The organism is Streptomyces sp. AF1A (genome assembly GCF_047340315.1).
In the GTDB taxonomy this organism is placed as follows: Bacteria; Actinomycetota; Actinomycetes; order Streptomycetales; family Streptomycetaceae; genus Streptomyces.
Genome location: NZ_JBLEBI010000007.1, coordinates 35492 through 54777, shown reverse-complemented (window position 1 = coordinate 54777; position 19286 = coordinate 35492). Strand labels below are relative to the sequence as shown.

Annotated in this window: 14 protein-coding genes; 6 read left to right on the top strand and 8 right to left on the bottom strand. The window is 74.0% G+C overall.

Annotated features, from left to right (window positions below):
* The first annotated feature begins 86 nt into the window (after positions 1–86).
* From glgX to ACLU3S_RS04010, 3 genes are all read left to right on the top strand, one after another.
* Positions 87–2195, top strand: a complete 2109-nt coding sequence (gene glgX, locus ACLU3S_RS04020; RefSeq protein ID WP_413950314.1) for a glycogen debranching protein GlgX — start codon at positions 87–89, stop codon at positions 2193–2195.
* A gap of 163 nt (positions 2196–2358) precedes the next feature.
* Positions 2359–4728, top strand: a complete 2370-nt coding sequence (gene treY / locus ACLU3S_RS04015; protein WP_413950313.1) for a malto-oligosyltrehalose synthase — start codon at positions 2359–2361, stop codon at positions 4726–4728.
* 582 nt (positions 4729–5310) lie between these two features.
* A complete protein-coding gene (locus ACLU3S_RS04010) occupies positions 5311–6561 on the top strand; it encodes a M14 family zinc carboxypeptidase (protein ID WP_413950312.1) in 1251 nt (416 codons plus the stop codon).
* 36 nt (positions 6562–6597) lie between these two features.
* Here the strand turns inward: ACLU3S_RS04010 and ACLU3S_RS04005 are convergent, their stop codons facing one another.
* Together ACLU3S_RS04005 and ACLU3S_RS04000 are read right to left on the bottom strand one after the other, a co-directional pair.
* Positions 6598–7011, bottom strand: coding sequence for an SSI family serine proteinase inhibitor (locus ACLU3S_RS04005; RefSeq protein ID WP_413950311.1), 414 nt, complete (start codon positions 7009–7011; stop codon positions 6598–6600).
* 96 nt (positions 7012–7107) lie between these two features.
* Positions 7108–7659: an FHA domain-containing protein gene (locus ACLU3S_RS04000; RefSeq protein ID WP_413950310.1), complete on the bottom strand. Its 552-nt coding sequence runs from the start codon at positions 7657–7659 to the stop codon at positions 7108–7110.
* 201 nt (positions 7660–7860) lie between these two features.
* Between ACLU3S_RS04000 and treZ the strand changes: the two genes are divergently transcribed.
* A complete protein-coding gene (gene treZ / locus ACLU3S_RS03995; RefSeq protein WP_413950309.1) occupies positions 7861–9606 on the top strand; it encodes a malto-oligosyltrehalose trehalohydrolase in 1746 nt (581 codons plus the stop codon).
* Between the two features lie 19 nt (positions 9607–9625).
* Here the strand turns inward: treZ and ACLU3S_RS03990 are convergent, their stop codons facing one another.
* The 4 genes from ACLU3S_RS03990 to cyc2 form a co-directional block, all read right to left on the bottom strand.
* The gene (locus tag ACLU3S_RS03990; protein ID WP_413950308.1) at positions 9626–10561 is read right to left on the bottom strand and encodes a phosphotransferase family protein; all 936 of its coding nucleotides are present in this window, start codon (positions 10559–10561) and stop codon (positions 9626–9628) included.
* A gap of 51 nt (positions 10562–10612) precedes the next feature.
* Complete coding sequence (locus ACLU3S_RS03985) at positions 10613–11740, bottom strand: aminopeptidase P family protein (protein WP_413950307.1); 1128 nt, start codon at positions 11738–11740, stop codon at positions 10613–10615.
* Positions 11741–12251: 511 nt separating this feature from the next.
* A complete protein-coding gene (locus ACLU3S_RS03980) occupies positions 12252–12803 on the bottom strand; it encodes a PDZ domain-containing protein (protein WP_413950306.1) in 552 nt (183 codons plus the stop codon).
* A gap of 154 nt (positions 12804–12957) precedes the next feature.
* Positions 12958–15120, bottom strand: a complete 2163-nt coding sequence (gene cyc2 / locus ACLU3S_RS03975; RefSeq protein WP_413950305.1) for a germacradienol/geosmin synthase Cyc2 — start codon at positions 15118–15120, stop codon at positions 12958–12960.
* Positions 15121–15253: 133 nt separating this feature from the next.
* Here cyc2 and ACLU3S_RS03970 point away from each other — a divergent pair, with 133 nt between their 5' ends.
* Together ACLU3S_RS03970 and ACLU3S_RS03965 are read left to right on the top strand one after the other, a co-directional pair.
* Complete coding sequence (locus tag ACLU3S_RS03970) at positions 15254–16036, top strand: alpha/beta fold hydrolase (RefSeq protein WP_413950304.1); 783 nt, start codon at positions 15254–15256, stop codon at positions 16034–16036.
* Complete coding sequence (locus ACLU3S_RS03965; RefSeq protein ID WP_413950303.1) at positions 16033–17295, top strand: cytochrome P450; 1263 nt, start codon at positions 16033–16035, stop codon at positions 17293–17295. The genes ACLU3S_RS03970 and ACLU3S_RS03965 overlap by 4 nt, the downstream gene beginning before the upstream one ends.
* On the opposite strand, the gene ACLU3S_RS03960 is transcribed toward ACLU3S_RS03965, so the two are convergent.
* Positions 17272–18471: a damage-control phosphatase ARMT1 family protein gene (locus ACLU3S_RS03960; RefSeq protein ID WP_413950302.1), complete on the bottom strand. Its 1200-nt coding sequence runs from the start codon at positions 18469–18471 to the stop codon at positions 17272–17274. The two genes, ACLU3S_RS03965 and ACLU3S_RS03960, sit on opposite strands and share 24 nt — an antisense overlap.
* A 62-nt stretch (positions 18472–18533) precedes the next feature.
* A complete protein-coding gene (locus ACLU3S_RS03955; protein ID WP_413950301.1) occupies positions 18534–19181 on the bottom strand; it encodes a ScbR family autoregulator-binding transcription factor in 648 nt (215 codons plus the stop codon).
* Positions 19182–19286 lie beyond the last annotated feature (105 nt).

Genomic DNA, 19286 nt, shown 5'->3' with positions numbered 1-19286 from the left:
GCGGCAGGAGAGGTTGCCCGACTTTCGGGAAGACTCGACAGGGAACGCGGCCCCGGCCGGGCCGCACACCTGGGAGAGTCGTGTCCATGCAGGTCTGGCCTGGAGAGGCATATCCGCTCGGCGCCACCTACGACGGCGCCGGAACCAACTTCGCGGTCTTCACGGAGGCCGCGGACCGAGTAGAGCTGTGTCTGCTGCACGACGACGGCTCGGAGACGGCGGTGGAACTGCGCGAGACCGACGCGTTCGTGCGGCACGCGTACGTGCCGGGCGTGATGCCGGGGCAGCGGTACGGGTTCCGGGTGCACGGCCCGTACGACCCCGGGCGCGGGCTGCGCTGCAACTCCGCGAAGCTGCTGCTCGACCCGTACGCGAAGGCGGTCAGCGGCTCGGTCCGGTGGGGCGAGGAGGTGTACGGCTACCACTTCGGCGCCCCCGAGCAGCGCAACGACCTGGACTCGGCCCCGCACACCATGACCTCGGTGGTGATCAACCCGTACTTCGACTGGGGCGACGACCGTCCGCCGCGCACCGAGTACCACCACACGGTGATCTACGAGGCCCATGTGAAGGGCCTGACCATGCGCCATCCCGGGCTTCCGGAGGAGCTGCGCGGCACGTACGCCGCGCTCGCCCATCCGGTGATCATCGAACACCTGGCCAAGCTCGGCGTGACGGCCCTCGAACTGATGCCCGTTCACCAGTTCGTGGACGACCACCGGCTGACCGACATGGGCCTGAGCAACTACTGGGGCTACAACACCATCGGCTTCTTCGCCCCGCACAACGCGTACGCCTCCTGGGGCGACCGCGGCCAGCAGGTGCTGGAGTTCAAGTCGGCGGTCCGCGCACTGCACGAGGCCGGGATCGAGGTCATCCTGGACGTCGTCTACAACCACACAGCCGAGGGCAACCACCTCGGCCCGACCCTGTCCTTCAAGGGCATCGACAACCCGTCGTACTACCGGCTCGCCGACGATCCCCGCTACTACATGGACACCACAGGCACCGGCAACTCGCTGCTCATGCGGTCCCCGCACGTGCTGCAGCTGATCATGGACTCGCTGCGGTACTGGGTCACCGACATGCACGTCGACGGGTTCCGCTTCGACCTCGCGGCGACCCTGGCACGGCAGTTCCACGAGGTGGACCGGCTGTCGTCGTTCTTCGACCTGGTGCAGCAGGACCCGGTGGTCTCCCAGGTCAAGCTGATCGCGGAGCCGTGGGACGTGGGCGAGGGCGGCTACCAGGTGGGCAACTTCCCGCCGCTGTGGACCGAGTGGAACGGCAAGTACCGCGACACGGTGCGGGACCTGTGGCGCGGCGAGCCGCGCACCCTCGCGGAGTTCGCGGGCCGGCTGACCGGCTCCTCCGACCTCTACCAGGACGACGGGCGCCGCCCGCTGGCCTCGATCAACTTCGTCACCTGCCACGACGGGTTCACGCTGCACGACCTCGTGTCGTACAACGACAAGCACAACGAGGCCAACGGCGAGGACAACCGGGACGGCGAGGGCCACAACCGGTCCTGGAACTGCGGGGCCGAGGGCGAGACCGACGACCCGGAGGTGCTGCGGCTGCGCGCCCGCCAGATGCGGAACTTCATCGCCACGCTGATGCTGTCCCAGGGCGTGCCGATGATCAGCCACGGCGACGAGTTCGCCCGCACCCAGCGCGGCAACAACAACGCCTACTGCCAGGACAGCGAGCTGTCGTGGGTGCACTGGCCGGAGGACGGCGGCGACCTGCTGGAGTTCACGCGCGCGATGGTGTGGCTGCGCCGCGACCACCCGGTTCTGCGCCGACGCCGCTTCTTCCACGGCCGCCCCGTGGAGGGCACCCACGACGAGCTGTCCGACATCGCCTGGTTCACCCCCGACGGAACGGAGATGACCCAGCGGGACTGGCATTCGGCGCAGGCGTCGGCGCTGACGGTGTTCCTCAACGGCAACGCGATCTCCGAGCCCGGCCCGCGCGGGGAGCGCATCACCGACGACTCGTTCCTGCTGATGTTCAACGCCTCGCCGCAGCCGCTGGACTTCCTCGTGCCGGTCGACCACGGCCGCCAGTGGCAGGTGGTCGTCGACACGGCCCGCCCGGAGGGCGTCCCGCCGGGCACGGGCGCCAAGGTCGGCGCGGGCGACCGCCTCACCCTCCCGGACCGCAGCCTGACGGTGCTGCAGCGACCCGCGTAGGGCGACCGGCGGCCCCGTCCGTGTCTCTCCGCCACGTCCCGGCCGACGCGTAGTCCGGACGGGCGAGGCCGAACGGGCTGGGCCGGGGGCCGGACGGGCCCCGGGGCGGGGCCGGGCCGGGGTCGATGACACGAAAAGGGGCGGGCTGGGTACGTACGTTTCCATGACTCCTGCTCGACCCCGGCCCGAGGCGCCCACGGCCACCTACCGGCTGCAGCTCCAGCCCGCGTTCCCGTTCGCGGCCGCCGCGGCGGCCGTACCGTACCTGGCGTCGCTCGGCGTCTCACACCTGCACCTGTCCCCCGTCCTGGAGGCCGTCCCGGGCTCGCTGCACGGCTACGACGTCGTGGACCACGCGCGCGTGCGCGAAGAACTCGGCGGCGAGGAGGGGCTGCGGGCGCTCGCCCGGACCGCGCGGGAGCACGGCCTGGGCCTGGTGGTGGACATCGTGCCGAACCACATGGCCATGGCGCCCCGGCACAACCGCGCGCTGTGGGAGGTCCTGCGCGAGGGGCCGAAGTCGCCGTACGCGCGCTGGTTCGACATCGACTGGGAGGCGCAGGGTGGCCGAGTGCTGCTGCCGGTGCTGGGCGGCCCGGTCGGCACGCAGCTGGAGCACCTGGTCGTCGACGGGGACGTGCTGCGCTACCACGACCACGCCTTCCCGCTCCGCGCGGGCACGGAGGGCCTGCCGCTGCCGGCCGTGCTGGACGCGCAGTGGTACCGCCCGGTGTGGTGGCGGCTGGCCCGCACCGAGCTGAACTACCGCCGGTTCTTCAGCATCTCGGAGCTGATCGGGGTACGGGTCGAGGACCCCGAGGTGTTCGACGCCACCCACGCCAAGATCCTCCAGCTGCTGGAGGAGGGCGTGGTCGACGGGCTGCGCATCGACCATCCCGACGGGCTCGCCGACCCCGACGGCTACCTCGCGCGGCTGCACGGGGCGACCGGCGGGCGCTGGACGGTCGTGGAGAAGATCCTCGCCGACGGCGAGGCCCTGCCGGACTCCTGGCCGGTCGCGGGCACCACCGGATACGACGCCCTGCGCCACGTCGACGGCCTGTTCACGGACGCCGACGGGGCGGCCGAACTGCTCGCGGAGTACCGGCGGTTCGCGGCCCCGCAGACGGACCGGGGCGGCGTCTGGGACGCCACGGTGCGGCGGGCCGCCTACAAGGTGCTCACGCACGAACTGGCCACCGAGACCGACCGGCTCACCCGGGTCGCCGCCCGGCTGTGCGCGGCCTCCCCGGATCTCGCGCTGCGCGACCGGGCGCCGTGGGCGCTGCGCACGGCCCTGGAGGAGCTGCTGGTGCGGATGCGGGTGTACCGGCCCTACACCTCGTGCGACGCGGCCGCCGTCGTCACCGAGGGGGCCGCCGCGGAGGCCCGGCCGGCCTTCGTGGTGCCCGAGGAGGCCGCGGCGGTGGACGTCGTGCGCCGGCTGCTGGTCGAGGCGCCCGGCGACCCGTCCGCGCCGGACCACGCCGACCGGGTGGAGTTCCGCACCCGGTTCGCGCAGACGGCCTCGGCGCTGCGCGCCAAGTCGGTCGAGGACACGGCGTTCTACCGCTATGTGCCGCTGCTGTCGGCGGCCGAGGTCGGCGGTGATCCGGGCCGGCCCGGGGTGTCCCCGCGGGACTTCCACGCCTACTGCGCGCGCGTGCAGCGCGACTGGCCGCTCACCGGCACGGTCGTCTCCACGCACGACACCAAGCGCAGCGCCGACGTCCGCGCGGCGCTGGCGGTGCTCACCGAGTGCGCCGGCCGGTGGGCGGAGCTGCTGGCCGAGGTGACCCTGCCGGAGGAGGGCGCGCCGGACGGGCAGCTGGCCTGGGCGGCCTGGCAGACGGTGTTCGGGCTGGGGCCGGCCGAGGGGGACCGGATCCGGCAGGCCCTGCTCAAGCACGTGCGCGAGGCGGGCATGTACACCAGCTGGACGGAGCAGGAGCCGCCGTACGAGGAGGCCGTGACGGCCTTCGTCGCCGCCGGGCCGTGCGGGCCGCCCGGCGAGCGCGTGGCCGCCTTCCGCAAGGCCCTGGAGCCGCACATCCGGGCCAACGTCCTCGGCACGGCTCTGGTCCACCTGACGATGCCGGGGGTGCCGGACGTGTACCAGGGCACCGAGGGCGAGTACCGGGCCCTGGTGGACCCGGACAACCGGCGGCCGGTGCCGTTCCCGCCCGCGGCACCGGGCGAGAAGGACGCGCTGACGGCGGCGGCGCTGCGGCTGCGCGCCCGGCGGCCCGGCGCCTTCGGCGCGTCCGCGTCGTACGAGCCACTGGCCGCCGAGGGCCCGGCGGCGGAGCACTGTACGGCGTTCACCCGTTCCGGCGAGGTGGTCACGGCGGTGACCCGGCTGTCGCTGCGCCTCGCGGAGGCGGGCGGCTGGCGGGACACGCGCCTGCCGCTGCCGCCCGGCCGCTGGTCGGACGTGCTCGCACCGGACCGTGAGTTCACCGGCAACGCGCGCGTGGCAGACCTCTTCGCGCGCATGCCGGTGGCACTCCTGGAACGGATCGCGGACGCCTGAGCCACAGCGCGCCGTGCGGAAACGGACCACCGCCCGCCTGCGGCACGCCGCCGGGCTCCCAGGACGGCCGGACGGCCACGAGGCGGGCCACGAGAGCCCGGTGCCCCGCCGGGCACCACGCGCGTGGCAGACCTCTTCGCGCGCATGCCGGTGGCACTCCTTGAGCGGATCGCGGACGCCTGAGCCCCGGCGTGCCGTGGGGACGGGGCGGGCCGGCATCGGGGCATGCTGAGGCAGCGCGGCTCGCCCCGGGAGTCCGCGGGCCGAGCCGTACGAGGAGCAGCGGACGTGGACGCCGTCGCGGCGTCGTCCTGGGCCGCCGCGCCGCCCGGCAGCCGGCGGGACGCTGGGTGATCGCCGCCGAGGCGGCCGCGCCTGTCCGCCCCTGTCGGAGGCGGTGGGCGAGGTGTTCCTGACGCGCGCGGACGCGCCCCGCACCAGCAGTGAGCCCGCGCGGCGCACTGCTCGCGGCGCCGCCGGGAACTGCGTCCGGGCGCCCCCTGGAGGCTCCCTGCCGAATGCTTGACAGTTCACTCGTCCCGTGCGGGACTTGGAGAGCGAAGCCGGGCGGACTAGTCGGGGGTGAGTCTCCTGCCGGAGCTGCGCTACCCCAGCGTTCCCGAACTGGTCGCCTCCGCTCAGGCGTTGGCTGCTCAGGAGCCAGGGCTGTGCACGTTGCGGCAGGTGGGCGCCTCGCGGGCGGGAAGACCCCTGCACCTGCTGTCGGTGGGGCACGCACGGCGGGCGGTGCTGGTGGTCGCGGGGGCCCACGCCAACGAGCCGACGGGTGGCTCCACCCTGCGGGTGCTGGCCCAGCGCGTACTGGCGGAGCGTGAGTTGCGGACGGGCACGTCCTGGCACTTCCTGCTGTGCGCGGACCCCGACGGGGCGAGCCTGCACGTCACCCCGGCGCCGCGCAGCCTGCTCGACTACCACCTGGGCTTCTACCGGCCGACGGGCGCGGAGCAGCCGGAGTGGTCGCCGTCGGTGCTGCCGCCGGACCGGCTGCCGCCCGAGACGCGGGCGCTGACGGGAGTGATCGACGAGCTGCGCCCCTTTCTGCAGGTCACCCTGCACGGCACCGATCTCGGTGGCAGCTGGGTGCAGTTGACCAAGGACGTGCCGGGCCTGGCGGAGCCCTTCGCCAAGTCCGCGGCGGAGCTGCACATCCCGGTGGAGACGGGGGCCTCGGACGCCGCGGGCTGGCCGGCGTCCGGCCCCGGGGTGCATGTGATGCCCGGCCCGGAGTCGGGCGTGGCCTACCCGAGCATGCCGGACGACGCCCGGCACAGCACCTGGTACCACGTGCACCGGTACGGCGGCCTGACCGCCGTGGTGGAGGTGCCGATGTGGGCCAGCGACCTGGTCGACGACCCGGCACAGCACCCGGCGCCGGCGGCGGCCATACGGCGCCTCGCGCGGCGGCTGCAGCGGGACTCGCTGGAGGTCGAGGGGGTGCTCACCGAGGCGCTGCCCCGCCTCGACGGCGTGGACGGGCCGCTGCTGCGGGCCGCGCGCTGGGCGCTGGAGCTGATTCCGGGCCTGGCCGAGGACTGGATCCACACCCCGCCGGCCGCCACGACCATGGCCTACGTGGGCAGTGTGGACGCCTTCGGGCGGCGGCTGCCGCTGCGGGCGGCGGCCATGCTGCTCCGGGTGCTGCGGGAGGCGGACGACCGTGCGGCGCCCCGGCTGGAACAGCTGGTCGCCTCCTGGTGCGACGCCTTCGCGCAACGCTTCCGGGCCCGCTGGGTGCCGTTGGACCACCAGGTGGAGCACCAGTCCCGGACGGTGCTGATGGCCGCGCAGCAGGCCCGTGAGCAGGTGCTGTGAGCCGCGGCCCACGGCGCCTGCGCACGGGCCGGCGGGTCAGTCGTCCAGGGCGAAGACCGAGCCGGTCCGCGCGCGGAGCACGCACGCGCCGGAGTACGTCTTCAGGAAGTCGACCGGGCGTCCGTTCCACCGCCCGCGCGCGTGGGCGGTGACCGGGGCGTAGATCATCGGGCAGAACACGTGCTTGGCCGGGATGCGGTCGATGTCCCCGCCGGCGGCGGCCAGTTCGGCGCAGGCCTCGGCCGCGTGCGGGTGGCCCTGCGGCGGGTCGCACCGCAGCAGCGTGCCGCGCGCGCCGTCCTTCGCGGCCTCTCCCCTGGTGACCGTCAGGTACAGCCAGTCGCCGGGCGCGTGGCCGCGGTAGGCCGCCTGGGCCGGTCCCGCGGCGAGGAGACCGGCGGCCGTCAGCAGGAGGCCGGCCGCCGCTGTCGCTCTGGTGAGGTAGGTCATGCCCGTTGCATCGGCACAGTGACCCGCGTTCCCCAGCCCGGCTCACCCGATCGGGACGGCACGCGCACGCGTTCGGTCCGGACGCGGGAGTGCCGGTCAGCTCACGGCGAGCCGGAAGGCCATCCTGCCGAAGGCGACCTGGTCGCCCTCCCGCACGACGGCCGAGCCGAACACCCGCCGGCCGTTCACCGTGGTGCCGTTGGTGGAGCCGAGGTCCCTGAGGACCCACACGCCACCCTGCCGGCTGAGTTCGGCGTGGACGCGCGAGACCGTGTCGTGGTTCAGCCGCAGCCCGTTCGCCGGGTCGCGGCCGATGCGCAGCGGGTGGGTGTGCGCCGAGTGCGGCAGCAGCAGCTTCGGCAGCCGCTCGGCCTGCCAGGCGCGGCGCAACCGTACGCCGAAGCCGGAGACGGCCTCCACGGTGCCGAGGACCACGCGCGAGAAGCGGCTCTCGCGGGGCAGGTCGGCGACGAGGGCGGCGAGTTCGTCGGCGCGGCGGGCGGCGAGCGCCAGCTCCATGCGGCGCACGAACGTGTCGTGCGACAGCCGGCCCATGGCGACGCCGTCGCGCAGCACCTGCAGCGCCCTGTCACGCTCCGCGTCGGACAGCCGCGCGGGGTACGTGGAGAACTCGAAGGACGACGTCACGCTCGTGATTGTCGGCCAGCGGGACCCGGGTGTCCAGAAGACGGGGAATCGGCGCCCACGCGCGCGTGCTTCCACCCGGCCTGCCCGGGAACGCGGCACGACACCTGCCGGGAAAGGCCGCGTTCGGGAGCGGATTGATCGTCCGGGCGGGCACGATGGAGACGCGGGACATCACGGTGAGCAGACGAAGGGGAACCGTCCGTGCAGTTCGAGGTGTGGGCACCGCAGGCAGAACGAGTGACGCTCCATTGCGAGGGCACCGCGCGCGCGTTGGCGCGCGACCCCGGGCGGCGGGGCTGGTGGACGGGTGAGGCGGAGGCCGGCGACGGCGCCCGGTACGGGTTCGCGCTGGACGACGGTCCCGTGCTGCCCGACCCGCGCTCGCGCCGCCAGCCGGACGGACCCGACGGGCCGAGCGCGGTCGTGGACCACGGGCGGTACGCGTGGCGTGCGCCGTGGCCGGGGCGCGGGCTGCCGGGGGCGGTGCTGTACGAGCTGCACGTGGGCACGTACACCCGTGAGGGCACCCTGGACGCGGCCGCCGCCCGTCTGGACCACCTGGTGGAACTGGGCGTCACCCACGTGGAGTTGATGCCGGTGTGCCCGTTCCCGGGGCGGCACGGCTGGGGGTACGAGGGCGTGTCCCTGTGGGCGGTGCACGAGCCGTACGGCGGCCCGGAGGCGCTGAAGCGGTTCGTGGACCGGGCGCACGAGCTGGGCCTGGGCGTCGTCCTGGACGTCGTGCACAACCACCTGGGGCCGTCCGGCAATCACCTGCCGCGGTTCGGGCCGTACTTCACCGACACGCACACCACGCCGTGGGGGTCGGCCGTGAACCTGGACGCGCCCGGCTCGGACGAGGTGCGCGCCTTCCTCGTCGGCAGCTCGCTGGCCTGGCTGCGGGACTACCGGATCGACGGGCTGCGCCTGGACGCGGTGCACGCGTTGTACGACACGCGCGCGTGCCACTATCTGGAGGAGCTGTCGGCGGCCGTGGACCAGCTCGCTCAGGAGCTGGGCCGGCCGCTGTTCCTGATCGCCGAGTCCGACATGAACAACCCCCGGTTCATCACCCCGCGCGCCGAGCACGGGCTCGGGCTGCACGCGCAGTGGAACGACGACTTCCACCACGCGCTGCACGCCGCGCTGACCGGTGAGTCCCAGGGCTACTACGCGGACTTCGCGGACGATCCCCTCGCCGCGCTCGCCAAGACGCTCTCCGGCGGCTACTTCCACGACGGCACGTACTCCAGCTTCCGGGGCCGGCACCACGGCCGGCCGCTGGACCGCGCGCGCGTGGCCGGGCACCGGCTGCTCGGCTACAGCCAGACCCACGACCAGGTCGGCAACCGCGTCCAGGGCGACCGGCTTGCCGCCCGCCTCTCCCCCGGCCTGCTGGCCTGCGCGGCGACGCTCACACTGACCGCGCCGTTCACGCCGATGCTGTTCATGGGCGAGGAGTGGGCGGCCGGCACGCCGTGGCAGTTTTTCACCGACCACACCGACCCCGAGCTGGCCGAGGCGGTACGGCGGGGCCGACGGCGGGAGTTCGCGGCGCACGGCTGGGCCGAGGAGGACGTGCCCGACCCGCAGGACCCGGCGACCCGGGAGCGGTCCTGCCTGGACTGGTCGGAGCCGGAACGCGAGCCCCACGCGCGCGTGCTGGACTGGTACCGGCAGCTGATCGCGCTCCGGCACGCGCAGCCCGACCTCACCGATCCCGACCTCGCCGACACGAAGGTGGCCTACGACGGGGAGGTCCGCTGGCTGGCGTTCCGGCGCGGGGACGTGCGGGTCGCGGTGAACCTGGGCAAGGAGACGGCGGCGATCCCGCTGGGCACCGGCCGGGTGGAGGTGCTGGCGGCCTGGGACCCGGTCGAGGCGCCGGGGCCGGACGGGCTGCTCCAGCTGCCCGGGGAGTCCTGCGTGGTGCTGACGCAGCCCTGAGGGGGCCGCTGGACGGGGCCTACGGCTCCGTCTCCTCCTCCTTCAGGTCCGTCACCCGCTCCAGCAGGATCGGCTCCCAGGCCCGTCGCATTTGGGTGCGCAGCAGGGTCGGGGAGCCGCCGCGGCGGCCCTCGAGATGGTCGGTCAGGTGGATGACGGTGTCGCAGCGGGCGAGCCACAGGCCGCGCAGGCAGGGGCGGGCGCCGTAGCCGGCGAGGGTGGCGGCGCGGACGGCCGCCGGGGAGCCGACGGCGACGGCGAGTCCGGCGATGTCCTCGGCGGGGTCGCCGAGCGCCGCCTCCGTCCAGTCGAGCACGCCGCGGACCCGCCCGTCGGCGCTGACCACCACGTGCTCGCCCGTCAGGCCGTGGTGGGTGAGCACGGCGGTGCCGGGCTGCGCGGTGAGCTGGGCCGCGCCGGGCGGGGTGAGCTGGTGCAGCCGGGCGGCGTCGAACTCGTCGGCGGCGGCGAGCCGTTCGGCCGCGTGCACGGCCATGCGGCGCAGCGCCTCCAGGGAGCGCGGCGCGGTTCGGGGCACGCCGAGTGTCTCTGCGTGCCGTGCGGGCACCGCGCGCAGGCCGGTGAGCAGTCCGGCGAGGTCGTCCTCGCCGACGGCGGAGACGTCGTGCTCGTCGGCGGTGCCGCCGGGCAGCAGGGTGTCGAGGGTGTAGGCGAGGCCGGGCGCCCAGTCACCGTGCGCGACGCTCGTGGGGACGGCGACGGGGACGTGCCGGCGCAGCAGGTCGCGCAGGCGCAGTTCCCGGCGGCGGCGCAGGGACGACTCCCGGTCGGGGGCGAGGCGCAGCACATGGCGGGCGCCGACCCACCAGGTGTGCTCGTCGCCCTCCCGTACGGGCCGGACGTCGGGTCCTGCGGTGCCTTCGGTGCCCTCCTTGAGCAGCGAACGGACCAGTCGGCGGACGGTGTCCGCGGTGGGTGTCGGTGCCTGGGTCATGGGTCGCGCGATGCCGTTCCGGGTCGTGTCGGAAGTGTCTCCCTGGGCCTCTCAGTCCACTATGACCATCTCACGGGTGGTGTTGTTGAGGCGTCGGACACCGTCCTCGGTGACCGTGACGATGTCCTCGATGCGGACCCCGAAGCGGCCGGGCAGGTAGATGCCGGGCTCCACGGAGAAGCACATGCCGGGCACCAGGGGCTGTTCCTCGCCCTCGATCATGTACGGCGGTTCGTGCGTGGTGACGCCGATGCCGTGCCCGGTGCGGTGGATGAAGTACTCGCCGTACCCGGCTTCGGCGATCACCGCGCGTGCGGCGCGGTCGACCTCCTGGCAGGCCACGCCGGGCCGCACGGCCTGGCAGCCCGCCTCCTGGGCCTCGCGCACGATGTCGTGCACCCGGCGCTCCTCCTCGGTGGGCTCGCCGACGTGGACCGTGCGGGTGGTGTCGGAGCCGTAGCCGTCCTTCAGGCCGCCGAAGTCGAGGACGACCATGTCCCCGCGTCGGATGACGCGGTCGCCGACCTCGTGGTGCGGATTGGCGCCGTTGGGGCCGGAGCCGACGATGGTGAAGTCGACCTGGGAGTGGCCGAAGCGGCGGAGCAGGCCGGCGAGGTCGTGGCCGACGTCGGACTCGCGGCGGCCGGCGAACGGCACCTTCCGGATCTCCTCGAACGCCAGGTCCGCGGCCACGCCGGCGGCCGCCAGCAGCTCCAGCTCGGCGGCGTCCTTGACGGCGCGCAGCATGGGCAGGGCGTCGGTGAGGGAGGCGTAGGAGGTCTCGGGCAGGGCCCGCTGGAGGCCGAGCAGGTGCATCGCCCAGGTGTTGTCGCTGATGCCGAACCGGCCGCGGCCGTCGAGGAGGGAGGCGGTGACGGCGTAGGGGTCCTTGCCGTCGGTCCAGTCGCGCAGCGTCAGCGCCGCGGCCCCGGGCGCCTTCTCGGCGTCCGGCGCCTCCAGCGTGGGCACGACGAGCACGGGGTCGTGGCCCGCGGCGAGCACCAGCAGGGTGAGCCGTTCCGTGACGGCGGTGGGCGCGTACCCGGTCAGCCACACCATGTCCGGCCCCGGCGCCACGAGCAGCCCCGCGAGCCCGGCGTCCGCGGCGGAGCGCGCCGCGCGGTCCATGCGGGCCCGGTAGTCGGCGGTGGAGAAGGGCGCGGGCGTACTACCGGTCATCCGGACCTCCGGGCAGCGGTGGGCGAACAGGTCGACGGCATCCTGAGCAGCATCCTGCCCACCCGTCCGGCCGCTCGCGAGCCCATCGCGCACACTGACGCCCCGCGACACGTGCGAACCGGCTCCGCGGCGGCCGCGACCCACGGCTCGGCAAGTCGCTCGACATGGGGCCATGATGCCGCGCGGGGCGCCTGCCGACCAGCGGTTATCCCTGGCCCGACGGGTGGGCCCGGGTTCGGCGACGCGGCGGCCCGCGCGCCGTACGCCACGACACCCGGGCGGAAGCCGGGAGCCGACCCCGGCAGGCCGGGACCGCGCGGCGGTCCGCCGTCTTCGCGCCGCGCACGGTCGCGGCGGGCGGCATCCCCGGCGGCCCGCTCCGCCCCGGCCCCCGCACCGCAACCCCCGGGGCGCGCGAGCGAGCCACGGACCGAAGCGAGCCGGGACCTGCCGGCGGTCCGCGGACGCACCGGCCCCCGAGTCCGTCTCCGTGGTCGGCGGTCCGCGGCCGTCACGTCACCACCCCCGGTACCACCGTCAGCTGCTGGAGGGCCCCGCCGGCGTGGCGCACGGTGAGCAGGACCGCTGCGCCGGGGCCCGCGTGGGCGACGGCCCGGGCCAGGTCGGCGGCGGTGTCGATGCGGGTGGTGCCGAACCGGAGCAGGACGTCGCCGCGGACCAGGCCGGCCGTGTAGCCGGGGCCGGGCACGTGCACCCCCGTCACCAGTGCACCCGGTTTGTCGTCGTCGACGGCCTCCACGCCCAGGGTCACCCCGGGTGCGGCCGGGGTGGCGGTGGGGCCGGCCGGGGCCGACGGGGCGGCCGGCGGAGCCTGGCGGCGCAGCTCCGCGAGCCTGCTCATACCGATCACCGTGGCGCTGACGGTGCCGATGCCCACGCCGGACAGCACCAGCACCGTGCCGATGAACGCGCCGAACAGCAGGGTCCGCAACCGGCGTCCGCGCCGGCGCGCGGCGTGCGGGCGGTGGGTGGGGCCGGCCGGGTGGCCCGCACGCGGGTCCTGACCGGGCATCGGCTTGGGACGCAACGCAGTCTGTTCCATGGTTCGCTCGCCTCCGGCTGGTGCTCTACCCGCGGTGCCGCACGGCGACGAGACACGAACGAGTGAGACTGGCCGGAGGGTGGCGGAGGGTAGTCATGGACCTGGTGCGAGGCGTGGGCCGTGGAGCGGTGCGGGCCACGGCCCATGCGAATGGTCAGCCCAGGGCCGGCGCCGGCACCTCGGGTGCGCGGCCGGGCAGGAAGCCGTGGGCGCGGCGGGCCAGCCACTTGGCCTTGTAGCGGTCGACCGACCGGTGCCAGTTCAGGATGCCGGCGAGCCAGTTCTGCAGGTCGAGGACGTAGCCGTCCATCGCCGCACGGGCTTCGCCGGTCAACCCGAAGTCGTCGTACAACACGGGCAGTTCGTGTGTGACGACGTGTTCGAACTGCTGCATGCGCTGGGTCGTCAGGTCGTGGACGACGCCGAGCGCGGCCGGATAGTCGACGCCGAAGAAGTTCTGCACGACCAGGACGGAGTTGTGGATCTCACCCTCGTACTCGATCTCCTTCTGGTACGAGAAGACGTCGTTGAGGAGGCAGGCGTAGTCGACGGCGGCGTTCTCCAGCGAGCGCACCGGGCCGCTGCGGTAGACCTCGGGCGGGATCGCGGGGCCGTGGCCCGCCCGGCACAGGCTGAGGGTGAGGTCGGAGCCGAAGGTGGCGCGCCGCATCTCCAGGTAGTCGACGGGGTCCGGGATGCGGTTCTGCAGCTGGTTGGACAGCTCCCACACCCAGCTCTCGGTCATGCTGTCCACGGCGGCCCTGAGGCCGCGCCGCTGGTCGGCGGTCATCCCGGCGGTCGTGCGGACCCACAGGTCGACGAGGCCCCGCTCCATGGCGTTGCCGGGGACGAGGGGCGGTTCGCCCTCGACGGGCATGCAGCGGGAGAGCCGGGCCGTGGCGAGGCGGGCGGCGGCCAGGTCGCGGCGGTGGCCGTACACCAGGGGGTAGTAGTCGTCCCCGTACGTTCCCCAGGCGAGCCACTGGGCGCTGAGGTCGAGCGCCTCGGGCGTGGCGTCGGGGTCCAGGCCGGCCGAGCACAGCGCGAGGTCGTACGCGGCGAGCTTGTCCTCGTCCCAGACGCCCTCCCGGAGGATGCCGGTGCGGTGCGACCAGTCGAGGAGGTTGCGGCGGGCGAGGTCGAGATGGGGGCTCAGCTCCAGCCGGAACGGCATGCGGAAGTCGGGCAGCAGGGACGGGCCGACCTTCTGGTGGGGCAGGTGGGAGTAGGCGCGCAGGCGTTCCCGGGCCGCCGAGGCGAGCAGCGCGCCGATGTCGGCGGCGGACGTGCCCTGTGCGCCCGTGAGCTGCCACGGCGCGTCGGGGCGCGCACCCTTGTTCATGTAGCGGCTGGAGCGCAGGTGCCACTCGTGGCCGCCGGACTGCCAGTCCTGAAGTCCCTTGGTGTAGGCGGCGATCGCGGCGGCCTCGGCCGGCGTGAGGCGCTTCTCCAGGGCGAGAGCGGGGACTTCGGTGAGCGCGGTGTGCTCGAACTGGTGCAGGCGTGAGGTGAGAATGTCGTTGACGGTGTCGGCGGCCTCCTGCGTGGAGCAGCCGAAGAACGTCTCCAGCACGAGCACGCCGTTGCTGTTCTCGCCCTCGTCCTCGACCTCCCGCTGGTAGGAGAACAGGTCGTTGCGCAGGTGGACGGCGTCGGCGAAGGTCTCCATGAGCACGCGCAGCGGGCGGGTGCCGGCGACGGCGGCGGGCACCTCGGCGGTGGCGTACTCGACGAGTCCGGCGGACCACGGCGCCCCGCCCACCTTGCGGCGCATCTCGATGTACTCGACGGGGTTCGCGATCCGCCCCTCGTTGATGTTGGACAGCTCCCACATCGACTCGTTGAGCAGGTGTTCGGTGGCGACGGAGAACCGCCGCCGCCAGTCCACGGACATCGACGGCACGGTGCGCGCCCACAGGTCCTTCAGGCCCGCCTCGACCGGGTTCTCCGGCTCGGGTACGGGCGTTGCGAGGTCCGGCGGCATGAACAGCGGCAGGCGCTCCAGGTGGGCCTTGCCCGCGGCCCGGTCCTGGGTGCGCTTGTACCTGTCCAGGAAGTGGTCGTCGAAGAAGAACACCCACACGTACCAGTCGGTGACCAGCGAGAGCGCGGGTCCGTCGCAGTCGGGGTGGGTGTAGGCGCACAGGAGCCCGTAGTCGTGCGCCTCCAGGTCGGCCCGGTCCCAGATCCCGGAGCCCTCCAGCATGCCCATCTCGCGTGCCCACCGCGTCGAGTGGGCGCGGGCCGCGTCCAGGTGCGGGTTGAGGCGCGCGGGATACGGCATGTAGAAGTGCGGGAGTTCGAACGGCTGCGTCATGGCCGGGCCCTACCCGCGGCCCTGAACGGCCATCCGCCGCACCGTACTTGATCACACCATCGCGTGAACGGCCGCCGGAGCCGGCCTCGTCCGCGCCCTTGCCGTGCCTGTCCGCGCGGGTCACGGTAGGCGCATGGAATCCTTCGTGCTGCCTCATGAGGTGCACGGCGACGGCGCCCACAAGGTGTTCGCCGTGCACGGCTGGTTCGCCGACCGCTCCGCCTACGCAACCGTCCTGCCGGACCTGGACCGCACCGCCTTCACCTACGCGCCGGTCGACCTGCGCGGCTACGGCGAGGCCCGGGACGCCACCGGCTCGTACACGACGGCCGAGGCGGCCGCGGACCTGCTGGAGCTGGCCGACCGGCTCGGCTGGGCGCGGTTCTCGGTGATCGGGCATTCCATGGGCGGCGCGGTCGCCCAGCGGCTGCTGGCGCTCGCCCCGCACCGGCTGCGCCGGATCGTCGGCGTCTCCCCGGTGCCCGCCTCGGGCCTGCCGCTGGCGGGCGAGCAGGGCGCGCTGTTCACGGACGCGGCGCACAGGCCGGAGAACCGGCGCGCGATCATCGACTTCACCACCGGGGGCCGCCGCCCGGCCGCCTGGCTGGACCGGATGGTGGCCCGCTCCCTGGACCGCAGCGACGCGAAGGCGTTCCGCGTCTGGCTGGACTCGTGGGCGGGCGAGGACTTCCACGCCGAGGTGGCGGGCAGCGCGGTCCCCGCGCTGGCCGTGGCGGGCGAACTCGATCCGGCGCTGTCGCCCGCGGTCCTGCGGGAGACCTGGATGTCCTGGTATCCACGCGCGCACCTGGTCTCGCTGCCGGGTGCCGGGCACTACGCGATGGACGAGACCCCGCTGGAGCTGATCCGGGTGGTGGAGGACTTCCTGCGGACGGACGGGGGCGAGCCCGCGTGAGCGTGCCGGAGGCCGGGCCGGTGCCCGAGGTGTTCGACCCGCGCCGGTACGCCGCCGGGGTGCCCTACGACGACTACCGCGTGCTGCGCGACCACCATCCGGTGGCCTGGCAGGAGGAGCCGGAGGTGCTGGGGTGGCCGGCCGGCCCCGGGTTCTGGGCGGTGACGAGGCACGCGGACGTGGTGCGGGTCCTGAAGGACGCCACGACGTACTCCTCGTACCTCGGCGCCACGCAGATCCGGGACCCCGATCCGGAGGATCTGCCGTTCATCCGGCGCATGATGCTGAACCAGGATCCGCCGCAGCACGGACGGCTGCGCCGCCTGGTGAGCCGGGCGTTCACGCCGGGGCGTGTGGACCGGTTCGCCGCGCTCGCCCGCAAGCGGGCGCGCACGCTGCTCGCAAAGGCGCTGGACCAGGCGCGGGCCGGGGACGGCACGGTCGACCTGGTGACCGCCGTCACCGACGAGTACGCGCTGCTGAACCTGGCCGACCTGCTGGGCGTTCCGGAGCGCGACCGGGGGCTGCTGCTGGCCTGGACGCAGCGGGTCATCGGCTACCAGGATCCGGACGAGGCCGGTCCGCCGGTGCTGGACGAGGCGGGCAAGCCGGTCAACCCGCGGTCCCCGGCGATGCTGCGGGACATGTTCGCGTACGCCCGGCAGCTGGCCGGGTTCAAGCGTCGTCATCCCGCCGACGACATCATGACGACCCTCGCCAACGACGCCGAACTCGGCCGAGCCGAGCTGGAGATGTTCTTCTTCCTCCTGACCGTCGCGGGCAACGACACCGTGCGCAGCGCGGCACCCGGCGGACTGCTGGCCCTCGCGGAGCACCCGGAGGCGTACGAGCTGCTGCGCGCCGGAAAGGTGGAACTCGCCTCCGCGGTGGAGGAGTTGTTGCGCTGGCATCCGCCGGTGCTGACCTTCCGCCGTACCGCCGCGCGGGACACCGAGCTGGCGGGCCGGCGGATCCGGGCCGGCGACAAGGTCGTGGTGTTCCACGCCTCGGCCAACCGGGACGAGCGCGCCTTCCCCGATCCGGACCGGCTCGACCTCGGCCGCTCCCCCAACCCGCACGTCTCCTTCGGCGACGGACCGCACGTGTGCCTGGGTGCCCACTTCGCCCGGCTGCAACTGCGGATCCTCCACGAGGAGGTGCTGCGGGTCCTGCCCGGGTGGCAGCTCGCCGGCCCGGCCGGACGGCTGGTGTCCAACTTCATCAACGGCGTCAAGTCACTGCCGGTGCACGCCGTCTGAGGCGGCGGCCTGGATCAGCGCGTGCGTACCGCTGGTGCGCCAGCGCTGGCCCTCCGCCGCCACCAGGGTGGCCTCGGTGGCGGCGGACAGGCCGGTGATCACGTCCGACTTCAGGGTGCGCAGCGCGACGACCGGGCCGGGGAAGTAGGCGGTGGCCTGCTGGAAGGGCGTGGTCGGGGGCCACAGCCGGTCGCCCACCAGGCGGCGGTAGTTGAGGTCGCCCTTGAGGACGGTCACGGTTGCGGCGGCGAACTGCGCGCGCAGGTCGTCCGGCATGCGCTCGTACGGCAGCGGCGCACAGGAGAAGGGGTGGCCGCGCACGGTGAGCCGGCCGTCGGCCATCGCCGACCAGAGCACGCGCGCGTGGCCGGCGGCAGCGCCGGCCGCGGCGCGCAGCCGGTGCAGGGCGTCGACCACGTCGGCGGTCGTGGCGTCGGAGACGTAGTACGGGTACGGCTTGACGTGCAGAACCGCCCGCGCGACCCGGCCCTCGGCGAGGAGGTGGGCGAGCAGCAGCAGGTCGGGGACGAGTTCGCGGCCCGCGTTGTCCGCTACCAGGACGAGCGTGCCGGCGCCCCCGGGCGGCAGCAGCGCCCACAGGGTCTCGCTGTCGTCGGCGACCAGCGCGGGGGCCGGCTCGCCGGCCTCGGCGCCCGCGGCGGAGAGCCGGAAGCCCAGGTCGGCGCGGTTGCCCCACAGCGAGCCGTGCAGCAGGGCGCGCGCCCGCTCCGCCTCCGGCAGGTCCAGCAGGTCGTCCAGGGCGGCGAGCTCCTCACCGGTCTCCGGCGCGTCGAGTTCGGCCCGCTTGAAGGGGCCGAAGGGGTCGATGCCCTGCCAGGCGCCGGGACCGAACCAGCCGACCGCCTCCAGCAGCCGGCGGTAGAAGTAGCTCTCGGACCACAGCCACGGCACGTCGTACCAGGACCGTCCGGCGTGCTCGGCCAGGCCCCATTCCTCCCACCGGTCCCGGTCCGGGGCGCCCGCGGGAAGCGGTTCGATCGTGCCCTGCGTACAGCTCTTGAGGAGCTCGTCCAGCGCCTGGTGCTGCCCGGGCCCGTACGGGAAGGCGTCCCGGACCTGCCGGATGATCGCCGGGTGCCGCTCGGCCAGCACGCCGTGCGGGAAGGAACCGGGTTCGTTGGCGAGGATCACGGGTGCGAACGGGATGTCGGGCATGCCGTCACCGTATCGCGCGGGCCGGGACCGTACGGTGCACGTCAGGTCCCGTATCGGGCGCGTCACGCGACGGGGATCTCCCGTTCCAGATGCGTGGCGAGGCTGACGTAGCGGGGGCGGCGGTGCACCGGGACGAGGCCGCGGATCACGAGGTGCCACATCTCGGCCACCCGGCGCGGAAGCCGTCCGGCCGGTTCGAGTGAGCGGCCGGCGACCCGGGTGCCGACGAAGAAGCACACGAGCGAGTGGGCGGCGGCACCGACGTCCAGGTCGCCGTGCACGTCGGCCTCCCGGACGGCGCCGGTGAACTTGCGGGTGGCGAAGTCCAGCCATTCCGTGAAGGGGTGCCGCAGCGGCGGCCGTACGGCGATGTCCGCGGTGGCGAGGCGCAGTCCGGCACGCGGCACCGGGTCCTCGACCGCGAGCCGTGCGACGCCGAACGTGGTCCGCATCAGGGTTTCCAGCGAGGAGTAGCCCCGGCTCTCGACGTCGGCCACGAGCTGCTCGGCCGCCCGGGCCTGGAGCTCCAGGATGGCGTGGGCCAGGTCCTCCTTGGCGGCGAAGTGGAAGTACAGGGCGCCCTTGGTGACCTTCGCGTGTGCGACGATGTCGCTCAGGCTGGTGGACTCGTAGCCATGCCGGTCGAACAGGTCGGCGGCGGCCGTGATGATCGTCGCCCTGGTCTGTTCGGCCCGTAACTGCCTCGCCATCCCGGGACCCCTCCTCGCACTCGAACGAACGGGACATGCGGTTTGTTTTCGGCCCCTTGCATACGATAACCCACCGAACGGCAACGGGATTCCGCACCCGGCAGC